The following is a 19,106-nucleotide window of genomic DNA, read 5'->3' on the forward strand; positions in this document are numbered from 1 at the left end:
CCTTCGACACATGGAATGAGTGAAACAATGACGCTAGCGCAGAAAAAGTTGGGATGGGTGATATTGGCGCTGTTGCTGATTCTGGGCGTGAAAACGGCATCGACCACGATTGCCAAGCAGTGGCAGTTGGAACAGGCGCAAAGCCACGGTGAGCAGCGCTTGCTGGATTACATTGGCGATGTGCGTCAAACGCTGCGCCGCTTTTACCATCTGCCCTACCTCATCACCAATGAGGCCATCAGCCAACGCTTGCTCAGCGGCGATGCGTCGGTGATTGAGGAGATGCAAACCACGCTGGGCCAACTCGATAAAGCCGCCAACACCAAAGGGTGGTACGTGCTCTCGCCGAGTGGTGACGTGTTGGTGTCGAGCAAAGACGCCGAGAACTGGAATGGCCATGACGGCGATGCGATCGTGGCGAAAATTCACCAGCAACGCGAAGGAATTTCGATTGTCACCAAAGCCATCGGGGCCACGCCGATCTACTTTTTGGCGGCGCCAATCTACATCGATCTGGACATTGTCGGCATCGTCGCGGTGCAGATTGACCTCAGCGTGCTGGCCGACCAATGGTTTGCCAATGATGAACTGATCCTGTTTCAAAACGCCAGCGGCCAATACTTTCTTTCCAGCAGCCCGCAATACAATGCCGACTGGCTGAACGCCCATCCGCACATCACCAATGCCGCCCAACCCATTCATCTCTACAACGACGCGCGTTTGGTGCAGTGGCATTTACAATCGGATCCGTACCTTGCACAATCCGTCACGTTGGATGATTTAAACTGGACGTTGACCTATCTGACACCGATGAAATCGCTCTATCAAACGGTCAATTGGCTCAGCATGAGCTGCGTGGTGGCGGTGTTATTGCTGATGCTGCTTGGCACGCTGCGTTACGAGCAGTACCAAAAACAGCTCAGCCAGCGCAAACTACAAGACATTGTCCAAGAGTCTGAGCAGCGACAACGCAACATGATTCAGAAAACCCACGTCGGGTTGTTGTTGCTCGATGAAACGGGCCGTATTGAAGAGATCAACCCGATGGCGAAACGCTACTTCAGCCTGTCGGAGTTGATGGTGAAAAACGTGCGCGCATGGGAGCTGTTTGATATTGGCAACCCAAATGCCACCATTCCGCTGCTGCTTGAGAACTTGGCGCGCAATCAGGAGCTGGCCGACATCACCTCCGTCGAAACCATGGCACGGCGTAGCGACGGCAGCCTGTTTCCGATTTTGTTCTCGCTCACCTCCGTGCAATGGAAAGACAAGCGCCATTATTTGGTGACGATCCTCGACATCAGTAAGCGCAAAAAAGCCGAAATCGCGCTACAGACGGCGAACCAAGCGTTGCAACACCGAGTGGAAGAGCGCACCGCAGAACTGAAGTCGGCCCAACAAGAGCTGATTGAGGCCAGTAAAATGGCGGCACTCGGGCGCATGTCGAGCGCCATCACCCACGAACTCAACCAGCCATTGACGGGGCTGCGCACCCTGCTGTCGAGCAATGAATTGCTGCTGGCGCGCGGTGAAACTCAGCTCGCGCAAGCCAACATGAAGCTGGTACACACGCTGATCGATCGCATGGCGAACATGACCACACAGCTCAAATCGTTTGCTTTTAATCGCCCCGAAACGCTGGCGCCCGTCTCCATTCCGGATGCGCTACAAGAGATCCTGCGCGTTCATCAGGCGCGTCTGGAACGCGTGGATGTGCGCGTGCGAATGTCATCCGATCTACCATTGGTACGCGGCGAAGCCCAACGCCTGCGCCAAGTGCTGGGCAATTTAGTCACCAATGCACTCGATGCGATGCAAGAGCAGCCAGCCCCCAAACTGATCATCAGTGCAGTGGTCGATGCAGACACCGTGTTACTGCGTGTACGTGACAACGGCTGCGGCATTGCAGAAGAGCAACTCACCACTATCTTTGAGCCGTTCCAAACCAGCAAAAAAATGGGCGAAGGATTGGGCTTGGGGCTGTCGATCACCGCCAACAGCGTGCGCGATATGCAAGGCGCCATTCGCGCGGTCAACAACCCGGAAGGCGGCATGACGTTTGAAGTGATGCTGACCCTCAATCCGCCTGATTCGGCATGAGCCCACTAAAACCACGAGCCCGTTAAAATGCACTCACCTCCCGTCACGTAACATCACGCCATAAAAAAAAGAGGCACTCACGCCTCTTTTTATTCATCAAACCTCTTTCATCCATCAAACAAGCACGCTGGCTTGGCTAACGCCAAACGCCCCACTCGCCGGTGGTGCCCGGTTCATCCCCTTGCGTCCACCACTGCGCTGTCCATTCGCGGCCATTGTGGCTGACCACATCGCCCGCGTTATAAATGGCGTCGCTGCTCCATGCGTTGTCCGGTCCGGTCGGCGGCGTCGTTTCGCCTTTGATCAGAGACAACTGATAACTGAAGGTGGCATTCGGCGCCAACACCTGATTCGCGTAGATATTGGTGGTATCAAACATGTAGTGGCCCATCGCCTCATGCCAGATGCCGATATACCATGCCCCATTCGTCAATTGATTAAATTGCCCCGCCAGTTCCGCCGCCCAAGTCGCGGTGTTGTTGGCCGAGATGGCTAGGCTGAGGTCAACCTGTTCATTGCCATTGGCATCAAAGGTGCGAAAACGCACGCTATCCCCCGATTCGACCGGGCCGAAGCCCTGCGCAATAAAATAACCCAGCGCCGTCAGTGCAGCAGGCTGCGTCGGATCGGTGGGATCTGTGGGTGCCGCGCCGCCATCAAAAGAGATATCACTACAGTTGTAAAACCCTTCGCCCGCCGCATCTTCACGCTGCCAACGGGTATACAGCACCGCATCACCACTACGCCCAGCTGGGAAAGTCACCGCAATGCGGTATTTTTTATCGTCGCCGACCGCGACATTGCCTGCGGTGTCAATCAGTTCTAAATCCGCCCAGGTGAGCGGGGCCGCCTGATCGTATTCCGGCGTCGTCAAATAGAACTGCCAGTAGGACGGGCTGTGCGGCGCGGTGGCATTGAACACCAGTTCGATCTGCTGATTCGCATCCAGCGTAATGGCGGTTTTCTGCCAATCCGGTGACGCAACGTTTAAGCCCGATTTGGCACTGTCCGCCGCCGAACACAATGAACCATCGCGCACAATGGCTTGCACATGCGCCATATCCTGATAGTTAGGCACGTTGGCTGAAATTTCATTTCGCTGTACAAACGGAAACGCGCCCGATTCATCAAACGCGGCCTGACACGCCGCATTAGGGATGGTGTTGTCCCAAAAGCCGCCATCCTGATAACAAGTATTCTGGCGAGCACTGGGAAACTCCACCCAACCATGGGCGGCGACCGGCAGCGAAACCGTACTTGCGAGCATCAAGGCGCTAAGCGCCCCGCATTGAAGCACCTTGTTTTGAAGCCGATTGTTTTGAAGCCGATTGTTTTGAAAACTGTTGTTTTGAAGATTGTTGTTTTTACAACGATGGTGTTGAAAACGATTGTGTTGAAAACAATAGTCTTGAAGCATCTTTTGCATGATTTATCCTTTTTCACTGACGTTGAAGCGACCCCATGCGCACGCCGCAGGGGCTCAACAAAGCTAGCAAGAATTTGTCATCACACAGGCCATGCCATGGCAATTTCGCATGATTTGAACGTCAAACTGATGGGTCGTTTCCAAAGCGGCGTCTGCGGTTTCTTGTCATCACATTTCGCTTCGAGTCACTTCAAACTTTCGCCTGTCGGCGGCAGGTCAATCGCCGTTCAATCTTTGGTCATTAAATTCACACTGTTGAAAAATCCACCACCAAATCCGCGTTTGTCAGAAATCTTAAACAGACGTTATCCAAAGACTGACGCACGCTGACGGACTCCTCACAGAAGATTTCATAAGATGAATGCGTGCATATCGCACAACAACAGGAGAAAAGTTATGAAGAAAGCACTTGTGATCTTAACGACTATGACCCTTAGTGCTGGTGCATGGGCATCCATTGGCACCACTGAGCACGAAACGACGCTAACCACCCACGCGTATGCCTCGGAACAACAAGCGTATGATGCCGGCTTTGCCAAGGTGGATGCGCTGAAAAAAATGCCGTCGAACGAGCTGGCCAACGCGCTCAATGTGTATGACACCAAACTGGTCCAAAACACACTGAAAGTGAGCGACGCCGAAGTGAAGGTTGAATCCTTTGCGAAGCAGGATGGTCAAGTTCAATATCGCGCCGTGGTGGATGTGGACTACCAATACACCGTGCGTGAAGGGAAAAACAGTTAATCCTTCAATCCGCGCCATCGTTCAGGTAACAGGGTGAGTGACACGCTCACCCTGTTTGCCTGCCCACGAGCGTCCCCGCGTGGGAACGCCCTCACGGCATCAGCTGTTAATCGTGTTCAAGTTAATCGCGCTCAAGTTAGTGACGCTCAAACTGATGAATCAACCGCTGCAGTTGCTCGAGATTGTGCACCAGATGACGCGTGCGCTGCACCGATGACGACGATGCATCCGAATTCTGCTGCGTCAGCGTTTTGATGTTGACCGCATTGGCGGTAATTTCACGCGTTGCACTGGCTTGTTGCTCCACCGCCGCCGCGATTTGCTGGCTTTCAAGCGTCACTTGTCCCAGCTTGGCCGCAATGTCTTGAATCACCCCACCCGTCGAATCGGCTGCTTGCTTACAGGCCGAAGAGAGCGCTGAACCACGCTGCATGGAAGCCACCGCTTGGGTTGCGAGCGATTGCAGCTCGGCGATCATGGTGTGTATTTCACTGGTTGACGCACTTGTTTTCGCCGCTAGTTGGCGCACTTCATCCGCCACCACCGCAAACCCGCGCCCCGATTCACCAGCGCGCGCGGCTTCAATGGCCGCGTTAAGTGCCAGCAAATTCGTCTGTTCTGAAATCGCCGAGATGACATCCAAAATGGTTTCCACTTGCTGGCTGTGCTTAGCGAGCGTGGTCAAAATGGTCTGGCTGTCAGCCAGTTCGCTATCGAGCGCATTCACTTGCACCACGGTGTCGCGGATCCGCGCCAGTCCGCACAACGAATCGTGTTGAGCAATCTCGGTCAATTGCGATGCCGCCGAGGCGCTGTTGGCAATGTCGTTGATAGAATGCGTTAGCTCTTCCACCGCAGTGGCAACCTGCTCGGTTTCCTGCAATTGCTGCACCAGTGCTTGCTCAATATCCCGCGTATTGCCCAGTTCACGCTGCGCATCTTTGAGAATCTGTCCCGAAGTTTCGCTGCTACGCGCCACCACAGCGCGTAGCTCCGCTTTACGCATCATCAGCGCCAGTTCAACTGGCGAGCATTCATCGCAATGGCCGGTATACACTTTTTCCATCAATGGGTTGCTGTACGCTTCACGAGCCAACTGAGACAGCTGCGCATGGCGTTTGTGCAAGTGCCTCAGCCCCAGCAACACACTCAACTGAATGCCCAACAACACGCTGCCCGGCAACCAAGCATGTTGCTGCCACATCCAACCGGCGCTCACCAGCAGGCCAAGCCACGCTGCCCCTTGCATAAGGCGCATCACAGGCCAGCGTCGCACGGACACCGATTCGCCTTGATTGAGTTTGGCATAGAGCGCCTCGGCGCGCGCGATTTGTTCTTTGCTGGGTTTGGAGCGCACCGACTGATGCTCAACGATGTTGCCTTGGGCATCTTTTATCGGGGTCACAAAGGCCGACACCCAATAGTGCCGCGGGCCTTTACAGCGGTTTTTAACAATCCCCATCCAACTGTGTCCTTGGTTGAGGTAATGCCACAACTGCTCGAACGCCGCTTTGGGCATGTCTGGGTGCCTCACCATGTTATGCGGCTGCGTCAGCAGATCATCAAGTGAATATTCGGCGATATCGCAAAACGCCTCGTTGGCATACGTAATGTGGCTGGAAGGCTGGGTGGTAGAGATAAAACTGATATTCTCCGGATAATCTTTATTCTCGGTCGCGGCCATGCTGAGTAAGTTCTTCATTTATCGGAAGTGAGTCGTAAACAAAGGTGTAACACGCGCAATTTGTCGCCATCTTGACACACATCAATTCTATCAATACCTTGTCACACTAATACCAAATACGAGACATGTTATTTTCCTGTTACATTTTTATAGCGATATGCTCACATTAATTTGAGAAAACAGGCCGCACGATCCGACGAATGCAGGCGCTGAGCGTAAATCAATTAAACTTAACTCAATCTTGTCCTTCGATGACGCCTCAAAAACAACGTCAAAGACGACGTGATTGACCTATGCCACACGACCCATTTCAGGATGCGCCAATGGATCAGCTGAAACAGTGCTACTTTGACCAATCCCCCGCCGGCATCGCGATTACCGATCTCGATGGCCTGATCGAACTCGCGAATGAGCGTTTTCACCAATTGACTCATCTTCACGAACAGCACAACATCACCCCGATGATGAACCTCGCGTTGCCATTGAGCGTCCCCCAAATCATTGATGATTTGGTGCAGGGCAAACAGGTCATGCACATTTTTGAAATCAAACACGGCTTTACGCCCGATACCCTCAACTGGTGCATCATCAAAGTCAGCTTGGTGGACAAGAACGAGAAAAAACACGTCTCATTTGTGATCGAAGATATCAGTCGCAACCGACAACTCAACCCGCGCATGAATGTGCACCTCAACACCATTGTCGATAGCTTGCCAGTGTTGATTGCCCAGATTGATGCACACAACCGTTACCTGTACGCCAATAAAACCTACGAAGCGTACTTTCACACCACGTTGGATCAGGTGATTGGTGAAACCATCGAAAACCTGATTGGCGACGAATCATTTTCACACAGTGCGCCGTTTATTGAACGCGTACGCCAAGGCGAAACCGTCACCTTCGACAACACGCTGTTCTTCACCAACGAATTGCGTGTCTTGCACCTTAAATTGGTTCCGGATGAAATGAATCGCGGCGGGTTTTACATCTTCGGTCAAGATGTCACTGAACTGCGCGCCTTTCAGCGCAGCTTAGAATTTAAGACCTACCATGATGCGCTCACTGGCCTGCCCAACCGTAGCTTTTTTATGAAATCGCTCGCCAATGTGCTGCGCTATAAACAGCACGGCTCAGCGTTACTATTTCTAGATTTGGATGGTCTGAAACTGGCTAACGACCGTTATGGGCACCATATCGGCGATGGCTTATTGAAAATTTTCGCCCACGTGCTGCAAGATGCAATTCGCCCGCAAGATTTCGTGTCACGCCTGGCGGGCGATGAGTTCACCATCATTCTGACGGAATTAGACGATCCGCTCGCGAACATGCGCGAAGTGTGTCAGCGCATCCTCGATCGCCTGCCAGCCAGCGTCGAGATTGAGGGCCACGCCATTCCATGCAGTTGCAGTATTGGCGCAACGTTGCTTGATCATTCCCTGCACCTGTCTGAAGAAACTTGGTTAGCGCGCGCCGATGCGGCCATGTACAAAGCCAAAACTGGCGGCAAAGGTGGTTTCGTCATCGAATAATTTTTCGCCGTTTATCCCCGCAACGAACTTTCGAATGGGTATTTTTAGCAAAATACCCTCACTTCACTTACGCCTTTTCGAGCAAAAACAATCATTTATAAGCGTTCACTAAAACACAATTTATGTAAAAAGTTTGAAGCAACTCAATAATTTTGCAAACTAATCATTTGTTTTTATGTTCAAATTAATTCACATGCAACATTTATCACAGAAATAAGAATACTTTCGAACAACAATTCACGAAATTTCGAACGAAACTAATTTTTCTCGTTCGCACTTCAAAACCATCGCAAAATAAATGAGGTCACCAATGTTTGGGATTTTCAAACCACAAGCTCACATCGAACGGCTATCGCCGGATCGGGTTGAGGGCGCTTATACACGTCTACGCTGGCAACTTTTCATCGGTATTTTTGTAGGCTATGCAGGTTACTATCTGGTTCGTAAGAACTTCAGCTTGGCCATGCCATATCTGATCGAGCAAGGCTACAGCCGCGGCGATCTCGGTGTCGCACTGGCTGCGGTTTCGATCGCTTACGGCTTATCTAAATTCTTAATGGGCAGCGTGTCTGACCGTTCCAACCCACGTTATTTCCTCAGTGCCGGCCTGCTGTGTTCTGCATTGGTCATGTTCTGCTTTGGCTTTATGCCATGGGCAACCGGCAGCATCACGGCCATGTTCATCCTGTTGTTCCTGAACGGTTGGTTCCAGGGCATGGGTTGGCCAGCCTGTGGGCGAACCATGGTGCACTGGTGGTCGCGCAAAGAGCGGGGTGAAATCGTTTCGGTATGGAACGTCGCGCACAACGTCGGTGGCGGTCTGATCGGTCCTATCTTCCTGCTGGGTTTGTGGATGTTCAACGACGACTGGCGCACTGCGTTCTACGTGCCTGCCTTCTTCGCGGTTCTGGTTGCAGTCTTCATCTGGATCACCATGCGTGATACACCGCAATCGTGTGGTCTGCCACCGATCGAAGAGTACAAAAACGATTACCCGGACGATTACGACACCTCACACGAAAAAGAGATGACGGCCAAAGAGATCTTCTTTAAGTACGTGTTCTCTAACAAACTGTTGTGGTCTATTGCGATTGCCAACGCGTTCGTTTACCTGATCCGTTACGGCGTGCTCGACTGGGCACCAGTCTACCTGCGTGAAGCGAAAGAATTCACCGTTGATAAATCGTCTTGGGCGTACTTCCTGTACGAATGGGCGGGCATTCCGGGCACACTGCTGTGTGGTTGGATTTCGGATAAAGTGTTCAAAGGTCGCCGCGCACCTGCGGGTATTCTGTTCATGGTACTGGTTCTGCTGGCCGTTCTTGTCTACTGGTTCAACCCGGCTGGCAACCCAGCGATTGACATGGCAGCACTGGTTGCGATCGGCTTCCTGATTTACGGCCCGGTTATGCTGATTGGTCTGTACGCGCTGGAACTGGCTCCGAAGAAAGCGGCGGGTACTGCGGCTGGCCTGACCGGTCTGTTTGGTTACCTCGGCGGCGCTGTGGCAGCGAACGCAATTCTGGGTTACACCGTAGACCACTTCGGCTGGGACGGCGGCTTTATTATCCTCGTCGGCTCATGTATCACGGCCATCATCTGTTTGATTTACGCTTTGATTGGCGAGCGCGCTCACCACAAAGCGAAAGCAGAAAAAGAAGCCAAGGAAGCCGTCGCGTAAGTCACGCTTCCTCACGCAAAACGGGCACGACATCTAAGGTGCCCGTTTTTGAACGTGTCATTTTATCTCCATTTCGGTGTGGTTAACTCCCCCATTCATCGCGCTCTTCCCCCGATTCAGAGCGCGATTTTTTCTAACCACGCTCTGCAAAACACAAGGATTCCACATGAACAAGATGCTTTCCCTTTCTCTGCTCTCTCTGGCCTGCAGTGCCAGTGTGTACGCCAACCCCTTAGTGATCGCGCACCGTGGCGCATCGGGCTATTTGCCGGAGCACACGCTGGCAGCCAAAGCGCTGGCCTACGGCATGAAACCCGATTACATCGAGCAAGACGTGGTAATGACCAAGGATGACCAATTGGTGGTGCTGCACGATCACTACCTCGATCGCGTCACCGATGTTGCCGAACGTTTTCCAGATCGCGCACGTGCTGATGGCCGTTACTACGCCATCGACTTTACATTGGCGGAAATCAAAAGCCTACGCGTGACCGAAGGGTTCAACATTGATGACCAAGGCAACAAAGTGGCCGGATTCCCCGACCGTTTCCCAATGTGGAAATCGAGCTTTACCGTGCCCACCTTTGCAGAAGAGATTGAGCTGATCCAAGGACTGAACAAATCGCTCGGTTATGACATCGGCATCTATCCTGAAATCAAAGCGCCGTGGTTCCATCGCCATGAGGGCAAAGACATTTCGAAAGCGGTATTGAACGTGTTGAAACAGTACGGCTACGACAGTAAAGACGACAAAGTCTACCTGCAATGTTTTGATGCCAACGAGCTGAAACGCATTCACGATGAGCTGCTGCCATCGATGGAAATGGATCTCAATCTGGTGCAGTTGATGGCTTACACCGACTGGAATGAAACCATGACCTATCAAGGCGATACCGCGACGCCTTACAGCTACGATTGGATGTTTGAGCCGGGCGGCATGAAGCAAGTCGCGCAATACGCCGATGGTATCGGCCCTTGGAAACCGATGCTGGTGGACGACAAGAGCACCCAAGACAACATCATCATCAAACCATTGATGGGTGAAGCCAAAGCCGCTGGCCTCGTGGTGCATCCGTACACTTTCCGCGCTGATAAAGGCCGCATCGCACCGTATGCGCAAAACTTCGATGGCATGCTGGATGTGTTCTACAACCAAGTGAAAGTCGATGGCCTGTTTACCGACTTCCCGGACAAAGCGGTGTCATTCCTGAACCAGCAGTAACTGACGTTGCGCTGAATTAAAAAGACAGTAAAACCCATCGACACAGCAAGTGGGTTGGGGATAGAAAAAGGGACGATCATGGATCGTCCCTTTCGTTTTCACGCGAGCTGCAATGATTACGCGGCAAAATGATGGCGCATAAAAGATTGGATCAACGTGATGAAGTCTTTCTCCGCCAGTTTTGCGCAGCGCAGTGTTTGCTCGTGAGACAGCGCCACATCCCCCAGCCCTTCGGCCATGTTGGTGATGGCGCACACCGCCAGCACAGGCAAGCCACAATGCGCTGCTGAGATCACTTCCGGCACGACCGACATGCCGACGACGTCTCCGCCGATGATTTGCATCATGCGAATTTCTGCTGCGGTCTCAAAGTTCGGGCCGGTGTAGGAGACAAAAACCCCTTCATTGAGATGAATATTCTGCGCCTTGGCCACCGCCAGCGTCTCTTCACGGAGCGTTTTATCGTACGCATTGGCGAGGCTAAAGAAGCGGGGACCGTAGGCGTCATCATTCGGGCCTGTCATTGGCGATTCCGGCATGGTGTTGATGTGATCGGTAAACACCACCAGCGAACCGACATCAATGCGTTCTGGGCGCAGTGAGCCCGCAGCATTGGTCACCAGCATGAATTCACAACCCAGACGCTTAAAGGTACGCACCGGATTGGTCATCACTTTCATGCTTTGGTGCTCGTAATAGTGACCCCGACCTTTCATGCACACCACTTGTGTGCCAAACAGTGTGCCCAGCACCAATTCGCCAGAGTGCCCTTCGACCGTGCTGACAGGGAAGCCCGCCAACGCCTCGTAAGGAATCACCACTTTGTCTTCCAGCTCGTCCGCGATCACGCCAAGACCAGAGCCAAGAATGAATGCAGCCTGAGGCTTGAAGCCAGGCTTGTGCGCGTAGATCGTTTCCAGAGCTTGATTCACCGGATCAGACATGATGTTCACCTCGTTATGTTGTTTACATCACTCTAACGCAATCACTGTGCTGACAAAATCACAAAATTTGGCACAATTATGTGATTATTCAGCACAATCAGAGCCCCATCATGTTGCCACTCAGTCAACGCATTACATTGAAAATGCTGCGCTATTTCTATCAGGTCGCGCAGTGCCAACAATTCAGTCAAGCAGCAGAACAACTCAACATCACCAAATCGCCACTCAGTGCGCAGATTAAAGAGCTGGAGCAAGCGCTGGGCGTGGTGCTGTTTGAACGCGATACACGCAATGTGCGCTTAACCACCGCGGGCAAACAGCTCAATCAGGAGTGTGAGCGTATTTTTGACGTGCTGGAAACCTCACTCAATCGCGTGGCGCAAAGTGCGCGCGAAGAGCAGGCGACCTTGAATCTCGGCTTGATGAGTTCGATTTTCTGGGCCGGATTTGGCGATGCACTGCATCAGTTGCAGCAAACTCACCCAACCTTGACGCTCAATCTGTTGGAGCTATCGCCAGAGAAACAAAAACAGGCGCTGCTGCAACACCACATCGACATCGGACTGGTGCGTTACGCCGACACCATGCAGATCGCGCCGCTGCATGCGCGCAGTTTGTATCAGGAGAAAATGGTGGTCGCATTGCCGACACAGCACGCGCTGGCAGCACGTAAGCAGCTCTCACTACAAGAGTTGCGCGATGCAGAATTTGTGATGCTGCGCCAAGAGAATTCCGCCTCGACCGCGCTGATTCGTCAGCACTGTCAACAGGCGGGATTTGAGATGACAATTTTACAAGAAGTGGTGGAGCCCAATACGCTGCTGGCGGTGATTTCCACCCGCGGATTGTTGTCGATTGTGCCCGCCAGTTACGCCAACTTAGCTTGGCCGCACGTGCGGTTTGTTGCATTGAAAGAAACCATTCGCGCCGATATCTGCGCGCTGTCTGCCAAAGCGTCACACCCTCTGACCGACGCGCTGCTAAACCAGTTGAGTCAGGCCTTACTCAACCCTCGAACGAGCGAACTGTAGAACGGTTGAATGGTTGAATGGTTGAATGGTTGAATGGTTGAACGGCTAGTTGAGCAGTTTCACGCTTTTTCTCACCACCAACGTGGGTTCCAATTGCACCACTTGCGGCTCATTGGTCACTTTATCGAGTTTTTTCAGCAATGTTTCCACCGCCGCCTTGCCGAGACGATACTTCGGTTGGTGAATGGTGGTCAGCGCAGGTGACATGAATTTTGCGATGTGAATGTCATCGTAACCAATCAGCGAGACATCGTCGGGAATACTCAACCCCTGCTCATTGGCTGCGTTAATCACCCCCATCGCCATCATGTCGTTGCTGACAAAAATCGCACTCGGCAGCGGGCCACGGGCAATCATGGCATTCATGGCGTCATAACCGCCTTCGCATTCAAAGTCGGCTTCGACAATCCATTGCGGATTGATCGCCAACCCAGCTTCCAAAATGGCGCGCTTGTAGCCTTCATAACGCATCTGCGCCTGCTGGCGGATCAACGGCCCCGTGATACAGCCAATCTGTGTGTGGCCGCAGGCAATCAGGTGCTTGGTCGCCATATAACCGCCCTGCAGCGAGTTGTCCTGAATCTTATCACTGGCAAACAGCATCGGTCCCCAGTCCATCACCACCACCGGAATGTCCGGGTAACGGTCGAACATATCGATGCGCTCGCCCGCCAACGTAGAACACATCAAAATCACCCCATCCACGCGCTTTTGCAGCAGCGTATTGATGGACGCTTTCATGCGTTCGTGATCGCCTTCGGTATTGCACAAAATCAGGTTGTACCCTTGGTGATAACAGCTGCGTTCGACCCCTTTCACGACTTCGCCGAAAAACGGGTTGGTGGAGGTTGTCACCAGCATACCGATGGTTTTGGTGCGGTTCATTTTGAGGCTACGCGCCAGTGCAGACGGCGCGTAATTGAGATCTTGCGCGGCTTTGTTGACCCGTTCGGCGATTTCATCGCTGACAAAACGGGTCTTGTTGATGACATGGCTGACGGTCGACGTCGATACGCCGGCAAGTCGTGCAATATCCTTCATGGTTGCCATGTCATGGTCTCCTTGATTAATGATCGGCCAAAAACGCGTCCACTTCCTCACGGTTCGGGATGGAAGTTTGGGCGCCAAAACGAGTGACCGAAATGGCTGCCGCCGCATGAGCAAACTTAATTGCTGATTCTAAAGGCATTTCCTCTAACAAACCAGTGACCAGCGCCCCATTAAAGGTATCGCCTGCGGCGGTTGTGTCCGTTGCCTGAACGCGGAAACCCGGGATCAGCGCGCCACGGCCATTCTGGCTCAGCCACACGCCTTTTGCACCCAGCGTGATCATGACAATTTCAATCCCTTTACCATGCAGTGCATCCGCTGCCAATTGCGCAGACGCGTCATCGCTCACCGTGATGCCCGTCAGCACTTCCGCTTCGGTTTCATTGGGCGTGATCACATCCACACAACTTAATAAGACATCCGGCAATTCACGTGCGGGCGCAGGGTTAAGAATCACGTTCGTGCGCGCTTCTTTGGCCACTTGCGCCGCTTTGACGATGCCATCGAGCGGCGTTTCCAGTTGCATTAACAGGTATTTCGCGTCACGAATGTGTTGCAGATCGGGGTCGATTGCTTCAGCGGTCAGTTTGGCGTTCGCTTCAGCAGAAATGCAAATGCTATTTTCGCCGCTGTCCGAGACCTGAATCATCGCAATGCCGGTTGGGCAGTTCGGCTGCATTTTCACGCCGCGAATGTTCATGCCATCGAGCTTAAAGCTTTCTCGAATGTTGATGCCAAATGAGTCATCACCGACGCAGGCAATGAAGCCGATATCGGCATTTAAGCGCGCGGCGGCGACCGCTTGGTTGGCACCTTTGCCACCTGGGATAACTTGGTAGTTGCGACCGTGCAGCGTCTCGCCGGGGCGAGGAAAAGAAGGCACTTGAAGAACATGGTCAGCATTGACACTACCTAATACCACCAACTTGTTCATAAGGGTTATCCTCAGTTTGAATAAAATCGATTGGGAACGGAAATAGAGAGAGATTTGACGCCTCACGCGAGACGCAAAGCGTCAAAGCTGTCTGTATCATCCTGCGCAACCTGCGTGGCGCAAGGCGCTGCTCTCTCCTGAGCCTCTGGAGAGAGCAGTAAATGACGCTTATTCAGCGATAATTTTCAGCGGAACGGGAATGTACTCATCCACGGTTTCGCCTTTCAGCATGTGGTCTGCGGTTTCCACGCCCAGCGCACCAATCAAGTCAGGTTGCTGCGCCACAGTGGCTGCCAGTTTGCCACGTTTCACGGCAGCGATACCGTCGTCCGTGCCATCAAAGCCCACAATCATCACGTTTTTGCCGGAGGCTTGAACTGCGCGCAGTGCGCCCAGCGCCATTTCATCATTTTGGGCAAATACGGCTTGAACATCTGGGTTCGCGGCCAGCAAGTTTTCCATCACGTTCAAACCTTTGGTACGGTCGAAATCCGCAGGTTGGCTGGCGAGCAGTTGCATTTCGCTGCCCTTCACCGCATTCATGAAACCTTCACCACGTTCACGTGCGGCCGATGTGCCGGCAATGCCTTCAAGTTGAATCACTTTGGCTTTTTCGCCCACTTTTTCCATGATGAAGTGACCGGCCATTTCGCCGCCCACCACGTTATCAGACGCAATGTGGCTCACCACGGTGCCACGGCTTGCACCACGGTCAAGTGTCAACACAGGGATGTTCGAGCGGTTGGCAATGCGAATCGCGTTCGAGACTGCATCAGAGTCGGTTGGGTTGATCAGGATCGCTTTCACGCCACGTACGGTCAAATCTTCAATGTTCGACAGCTCTTTACTTGGGTCGTTTTGCGAATCCAGCACGATCAAGTTGTACCCCAACTCTTTCGCTTTCGCTTCAGCGCCGTCTTTCATGGTCACAAAAAATGGGTTGTTCAGCGTCGACAGCACGATTGCCATCGTGTCCTGAGCCTGTGCTGACACAGAAACGGTGGTAGACAGCAGCGCAGCGGAAATTAAAGTTGCGAGTTTTTTCATGTTCATCGTCCTTTATTGTAGGGGACCGGGTCAGGAATCCCTGAACCCGGTGGTTTCACTGTTTACTTGTTTTTGTTGTCTACCAGTACCGCGAGCAAAATCACGACGGCTTTTGCAATCATCTGGTAGTAAGAAGACACATCGAGTAGGTTCAATGCGTTATTGAGGAAGCCGATAATCAGCGCACCAATCAGGGTGCCCATGATGCGACCTTTACCGCCCATCAAGCTGGTGCCGCCCAGAACAACGGCTGCAATCGCATCCAGTTCGTATCCCATCCCCGCAGTTGGCTGCGCAGAAGAGAGACGAGAAGTCACGATGATGCCCGCCAATGCAGAGAGCAGACCACAGATGGCGTAGACACCAATCTTGACGCGATCCACGTTGATGCCCGACAAACGTGTCGCAGATTCGTTACCGCCCAGCGCATACACATAGCGGCCAAAGCGCGTGTGATTGAGCAGATACCAAGCCGCTGCAAACACCACCACCATGATCCACACCGGCACAGGAATGCCCAGCGCGTAGCCCGTACCAAACCAAGCGAATGCATCCGCCGTATCGGTAAAGCCAGTCGAAATAGGACGACCATCGGTGTACACCATGGTCACGCCACGCAGCAACGTCATGGTCACCAACGTGGCGATAAACGCCTGCACTTTCCCTTTGGCGATGATGATGCCACTGATCCCACCAAGAACCGCGCCTGCGAGCAGCGCCGTCGGTACTGCCACCAACACGGGCACTTCCATCGCAATCAGGCTGGCGGCAAACGCACCACACAATGCCAGTACGGAACCCACACTCAGGTCAATGCCCGCGGTCAAGATGACCAGCGTCATCCCCACGGCGATGATCGCATTCACCGACGTTTGACGCAGAATGTTCATCAGGTTATCGAAGGTAAAAAAGTTCGGGTTTAGAAACGAGACAACGACGATCAGAAACAGCAGTGCAATCAAAGATTTCTGTTCAATCAGCCACTCTTTACTCAGCAGCTTTCTGCCGCCAGTTTGGGTTGGGTTGGTCATGCTTTTTGTACTCATGCTGCGTCCTCGTTCAGCGTTTTGCCAACGGCACACGCCAGTAGATTTTCTTGGTTGGCATCTTTCGCGTCGAATTCTCCGCTAATGCGACCTTCATGCATCACCAGAATGCGATCGCTCATGCCTAGCACTTCTGGCATTTCAGAAGACACCAAAATGATGCTCATGCCATCGGCTTTAAATTTGTTGATCAGTTGGTAGATTTCTTTTTTCGCACCAACATCCACACCGCGGGTCGGTTCATCCAAAATCAATACTTTTGGACGTGTCATCAGCCCTTTGGCGATCGCCACTTTCTGTTGGTTACCGCCAGACAAATTGCCGATGATTTGATCGCGACTTGGCGTTTTGATGTTGAATAGCTTGATGAAATCTTCCACCGCCATCACTTCATCGCTGTGCTGAATTTGCACACCTTTGGTCAGTTGATCGAGCGCGCACAACGACATGTTCTCTTTCACCGACAAACCGAGGATCAAGCCATCGCCTTTGCGGTCTTCCGAGATATACGCGATGCCATTGGCCAGTCCATCTTGTGGGCTGACGGGGTTAATGGTTCGGTTGTTGAGATTGATCACGCCCCGTTCAGAAGGCAGCGCACCATAAATCACTTTCATCAACTCGGTACGGCCGGCGCCCATCAATCCGGAAACCCCTAAGATCTCGCCGCGATTGAGCGTGAAACTGACATCGTGCACACCCGAGCCCGTCAGACCAATCACCTCAAGACACACGTCACCATGTTTCACGGCGACGCGTGGGTACTGTTCTTCGAGCTTGCGGCCAACCATCATCTCAATCAGGCCGTCTTCATTGGTGTCCGCGACGCGGCACTGGCCAATAAATTTGCCATCACGCAGCACCGTGATGTCATCACAAATCTCAAAAATCTCTTTCAGGCGATGCGAGATGTAAACAATGCCACACCCTTGCGCGCGCAATTCGTTGATCACGTTAAACAGCGATTCGGTTTCGGTGTCTGTCAGCGCGTCCGTTGGTTCATCCATGATGATCACTTTGGATTCAAACGACAGCGCTTTGGCAATTTCCACCATCTGTTGCTCACCCAAGCTCAGCTCGCCAAGCAACGTTTTCGAACTGTGTTTCACGTTCAGGCGTGCCAACAGTTTGTCGGCTTCGGCATACATGTGTGACCACAAAATGCGCCCCAGCGCGCTGGTTTTTTCACGCCCCAGAAAGATGTTTTCCGCAATCGTCAGTTCCGGGATCAGGTTCAGCTCTTGGTGGATGATGCTGATGCCTGCGTGTTGCGAATCACGCGGACCTTTAAAGCTGGTTGGTTGACCCTGATACTCGATGCTGCCAGCATCTTTGGTATAGATGCCAGTCAGCACTTTCATCAGCGTCGATTTACCCGCGCCGTTTTCGCCCATCAACGCCATCACGCGGCCCGGATAGACGTTCAAGCTCGCTTTATCCAGCGCTTTCACGCCCGGAAACGCTTTTTCAATGTTGCTGAGAGCCAGAATTGGTTGAGTCATAATCAGTCCTCAATCGAGTGTGAGCGTGGCGTTAAAACACCACGCCAGCTTGGAAAATCACGTTTGCGTAAGGCGTGCATTCTCCGGTTCTCACAACAGCACGGCTGTAATGAGTACGAGCTTTGAACTCTTCGTGAGAGACGTAAGCGATGGCGATGGATTTGTTGCAACGTACTTCTTCGGCTTTCAGCTCGTCAAGCAGCGCAGCGTGTAGTGCGGGGCTAACTTTGGCAAATTCTTCCGCCAGTACCACACCTTCAATTTGTGATTCCGACAAGATCACGCGTACGGTGTCCATAAAACTGGGCACCCCATGCGTGAGGGCTAAATCAATACGTTGTGTCTCTTCAGCAATCGGCAAACCCGCATCACAAATGGTGATTTCATCGGTATGACCAAGCGTCGCGACCAAATGAGAGAGGTCAGCATTAAGTAGGGTACTTTTTTTCATCGTTTTACCTTCGTGTTCGCTCACGTTCGACTTCTTCCGAGCATTTTCTAGGGCAGAAAAGTAAGAAAAACACTCATCGAAACGTTTCGATGAAATCCTAACGCAAGTTTTTTGATTTGCACTAAGGTAAAAATCAGAGTGTGAGTTCGATCGCCGAAATCGATTCACAATGCCTACAAAGGGTGAGTGTGATCACTGAGATTTCTATCATCAAGACCGCTTTTTGATCGGCATCGATAACGGCGAATCCGACATCCAATAAGCATTCACATGCATTCCAGCCCGCCACTGCCTCATGCGATAAACTCTGGTCGAGCGCAGATATTTGGCCTAGATTTAACAAAGCTTCAACCAATTTGGGTATAGTGACGCGCATTAAGCACTTGCAGCGGAAAAGGATTGTTTATGATAAAGAAAATTGCACTGGTCATGCTAAGCGCACTCGCCCTCACCGCGTGTGACAATGAGGTCGGTAGCGCTGGCTGGTGTCAGGATATGCGTGAAAAACCAAAGAATGAATGGAGCGCGCAAAACGCCGTCGATTTCGCGAAACACTGCTTGTTCCAAGAAGAGATCGGAACGCCCCAATGGTGTGAAAGTATGGATGCCAAACCGAAAGGCGACTGGACTGCAAACGAAGCCACCTCCTACGCCAAGCACTGCATCTTTTAATCAATTCAGATCGTTCGTGTAATAAAAAATCAGGCCGAGTGGC

17 protein-coding genes are annotated in these 19,106 nt (G+C 52.4%); 8 read left to right on the forward strand and 9 right to left on the reverse strand.

The window, feature by feature from the left end:
• Nucleotides 1–27: 27 nt before the first annotated feature.
• Nucleotides 28–2,100, forward strand: coding sequence for a sensor histidine kinase (locus VFA_RS12315; RefSeq protein ID WP_004727164.1), 2,073 nt, complete (start codon nt 28–30; stop codon nt 2,098–2,100).
• A gap of 136 nt (nt 2,101–2,236) precedes the next feature.
• Here the strand turns inward: VFA_RS12315 and VFA_RS12320 are convergent, their stop codons facing one another.
• Entirely contained in the window at nt 2,237–3,367 is a 1,131-nt protein-coding gene (locus VFA_RS12320; protein WP_004727165.1) for a lytic polysaccharide monooxygenase, read from the reverse strand.
• A gap of 36 nt (nt 3,368–3,403) precedes the next feature.
• Here VFA_RS12320 and VFA_RS23790 point away from each other — a divergent pair, with 36 nt between their 5' ends.
• A complete protein-coding gene (locus VFA_RS23790; protein WP_140209448.1) occupies nt 3,404–3,856 on the forward strand; it encodes a hypothetical protein in 453 nt (150 codons plus the stop codon).
• 66 nt (nt 3,857–3,922) lie between these two features.
• On the forward strand, nt 3,923–4,270 hold the full coding sequence (locus VFA_RS12325) for a DUF3316 domain-containing protein (RefSeq protein WP_004727166.1): 348 nt from the start codon (nt 3,923–3,925) through the stop codon (nt 4,268–4,270).
• A 136-nt stretch (nt 4,271–4,406) separates the two neighbouring features.
• Here VFA_RS12325 and VFA_RS12330 read toward each other — a convergent pair whose 3' ends face one another.
• A complete protein-coding gene (locus VFA_RS12330) occupies nt 4,407–5,972 on the reverse strand; it encodes a methyl-accepting chemotaxis protein (protein WP_038151701.1) in 1,566 nt (521 codons plus the stop codon).
• Nucleotides 5,973–6,277: 305 nt separating this feature from the next.
• Between VFA_RS12330 and VFA_RS12335 the strand changes: the two genes are divergently transcribed.
• From VFA_RS12335 to glpQ, 3 genes are all read left to right on the forward strand, one after another.
• Nucleotides 6,278–7,483 (forward strand): diguanylate cyclase domain-containing protein, encoded by a 1,206-nt coding sequence (locus VFA_RS12335; RefSeq protein ID WP_004727168.1) that lies wholly within the window; start codon nt 6,278–6,280, stop codon nt 7,481–7,483.
• Nucleotides 7,484–7,793: 310 nt separating this feature from the next.
• Nucleotides 7,794–9,164, forward strand: a complete 1,371-nt coding sequence (gene glpT, locus VFA_RS12340; RefSeq protein WP_004727169.1) for a glycerol-3-phosphate transporter — start codon at nt 7,794–7,796, stop codon at nt 9,162–9,164.
• Nucleotides 9,165–9,330: 166 nt separating this feature from the next.
• Nucleotides 9,331–10,386: a glycerophosphodiester phosphodiesterase gene (gene glpQ / locus VFA_RS12345; RefSeq protein WP_038151703.1), complete on the forward strand. Its 1,056-nt coding sequence runs from the start codon at nt 9,331–9,333 to the stop codon at nt 10,384–10,386.
• A gap of 116 nt (nt 10,387–10,502) precedes the next feature.
• On the opposite strand, the gene xapA is transcribed toward glpQ, so the two are convergent.
• A complete protein-coding gene (gene xapA, locus VFA_RS12350) occupies nt 10,503–11,333 on the reverse strand; it encodes a xanthosine phosphorylase (protein WP_172475442.1) in 831 nt (276 codons plus the stop codon).
• Between the two features lie 107 nt (nt 11,334–11,440).
• Between xapA and VFA_RS12355 the strand changes: the two genes are divergently transcribed.
• Nucleotides 11,441–12,361, forward strand: a complete 921-nt coding sequence (locus VFA_RS12355) for a LysR family transcriptional regulator (RefSeq protein ID WP_232281714.1) — start codon at nt 11,441–11,443, stop codon at nt 12,359–12,361.
• Nucleotides 12,362–12,406: 45 nt separating this feature from the next.
• On the opposite strand, the gene VFA_RS12360 is transcribed toward VFA_RS12355, so the two are convergent.
• The 6 genes from VFA_RS12360 to rbsD form a co-directional block, all read right to left on the reverse strand.
• Complete coding sequence (locus tag VFA_RS12360) at nt 12,407–13,411, reverse strand: substrate-binding domain-containing protein (protein ID WP_004727173.1); 1,005 nt, start codon at nt 13,409–13,411, stop codon at nt 12,407–12,409.
• Nucleotides 13,412–13,427: 16 nt separating this feature from the next.
• Complete coding sequence (rbsK, locus tag VFA_RS12365) at nt 13,428–14,345, reverse strand: ribokinase (protein ID WP_004727174.1); 918 nt, start codon at nt 14,343–14,345, stop codon at nt 13,428–13,430.
• A gap of 168 nt (nt 14,346–14,513) precedes the next feature.
• Complete coding sequence (gene rbsB / locus VFA_RS12370) at nt 14,514–15,392, reverse strand: ribose ABC transporter substrate-binding protein RbsB (protein ID WP_004727175.1); 879 nt, start codon at nt 15,390–15,392, stop codon at nt 14,514–14,516.
• Between the two features lie 62 nt (nt 15,393–15,454).
• A complete protein-coding gene (rbsC, locus tag VFA_RS12375; RefSeq protein WP_014258007.1) occupies nt 15,455–16,438 on the reverse strand; it encodes a ribose ABC transporter permease in 984 nt (327 codons plus the stop codon).
• Nucleotides 16,435–17,940 (reverse strand): ribose ABC transporter ATP-binding protein RbsA, encoded by a 1,506-nt coding sequence (gene rbsA, locus VFA_RS12380; protein WP_004727177.1) that lies wholly within the window; start codon nt 17,938–17,940, stop codon nt 16,435–16,437. Before rbsA ends, rbsC begins: the two co-directional genes overlap by 4 nt.
• A 31-nt stretch (nt 17,941–17,971) precedes the next feature.
• Nucleotides 17,972–18,391, reverse strand: coding sequence for a D-ribose pyranase (rbsD, locus tag VFA_RS12385; RefSeq protein WP_038151706.1), 420 nt, complete (start codon nt 18,389–18,391; stop codon nt 17,972–17,974).
• A gap of 408 nt (nt 18,392–18,799) precedes the next feature.
• On the opposite strand from rbsD, the gene VFA_RS12395 reads away from it, so the two are divergent.
• Complete coding sequence (locus VFA_RS12395) at nt 18,800–19,063, forward strand: DUF3012 domain-containing protein (RefSeq protein ID WP_038152245.1); 264 nt, start codon at nt 18,800–18,802, stop codon at nt 19,061–19,063.
• Nucleotides 19,064–19,106: the final 43 nt, after the last annotated feature.

The organism is Vibrio furnissii CIP 102972, from assembly GCF_000176175.1.
Taxonomy (GTDB): Bacteria; Pseudomonadota; Gammaproteobacteria; order Enterobacterales; family Vibrionaceae; genus Vibrio; species Vibrio furnissii.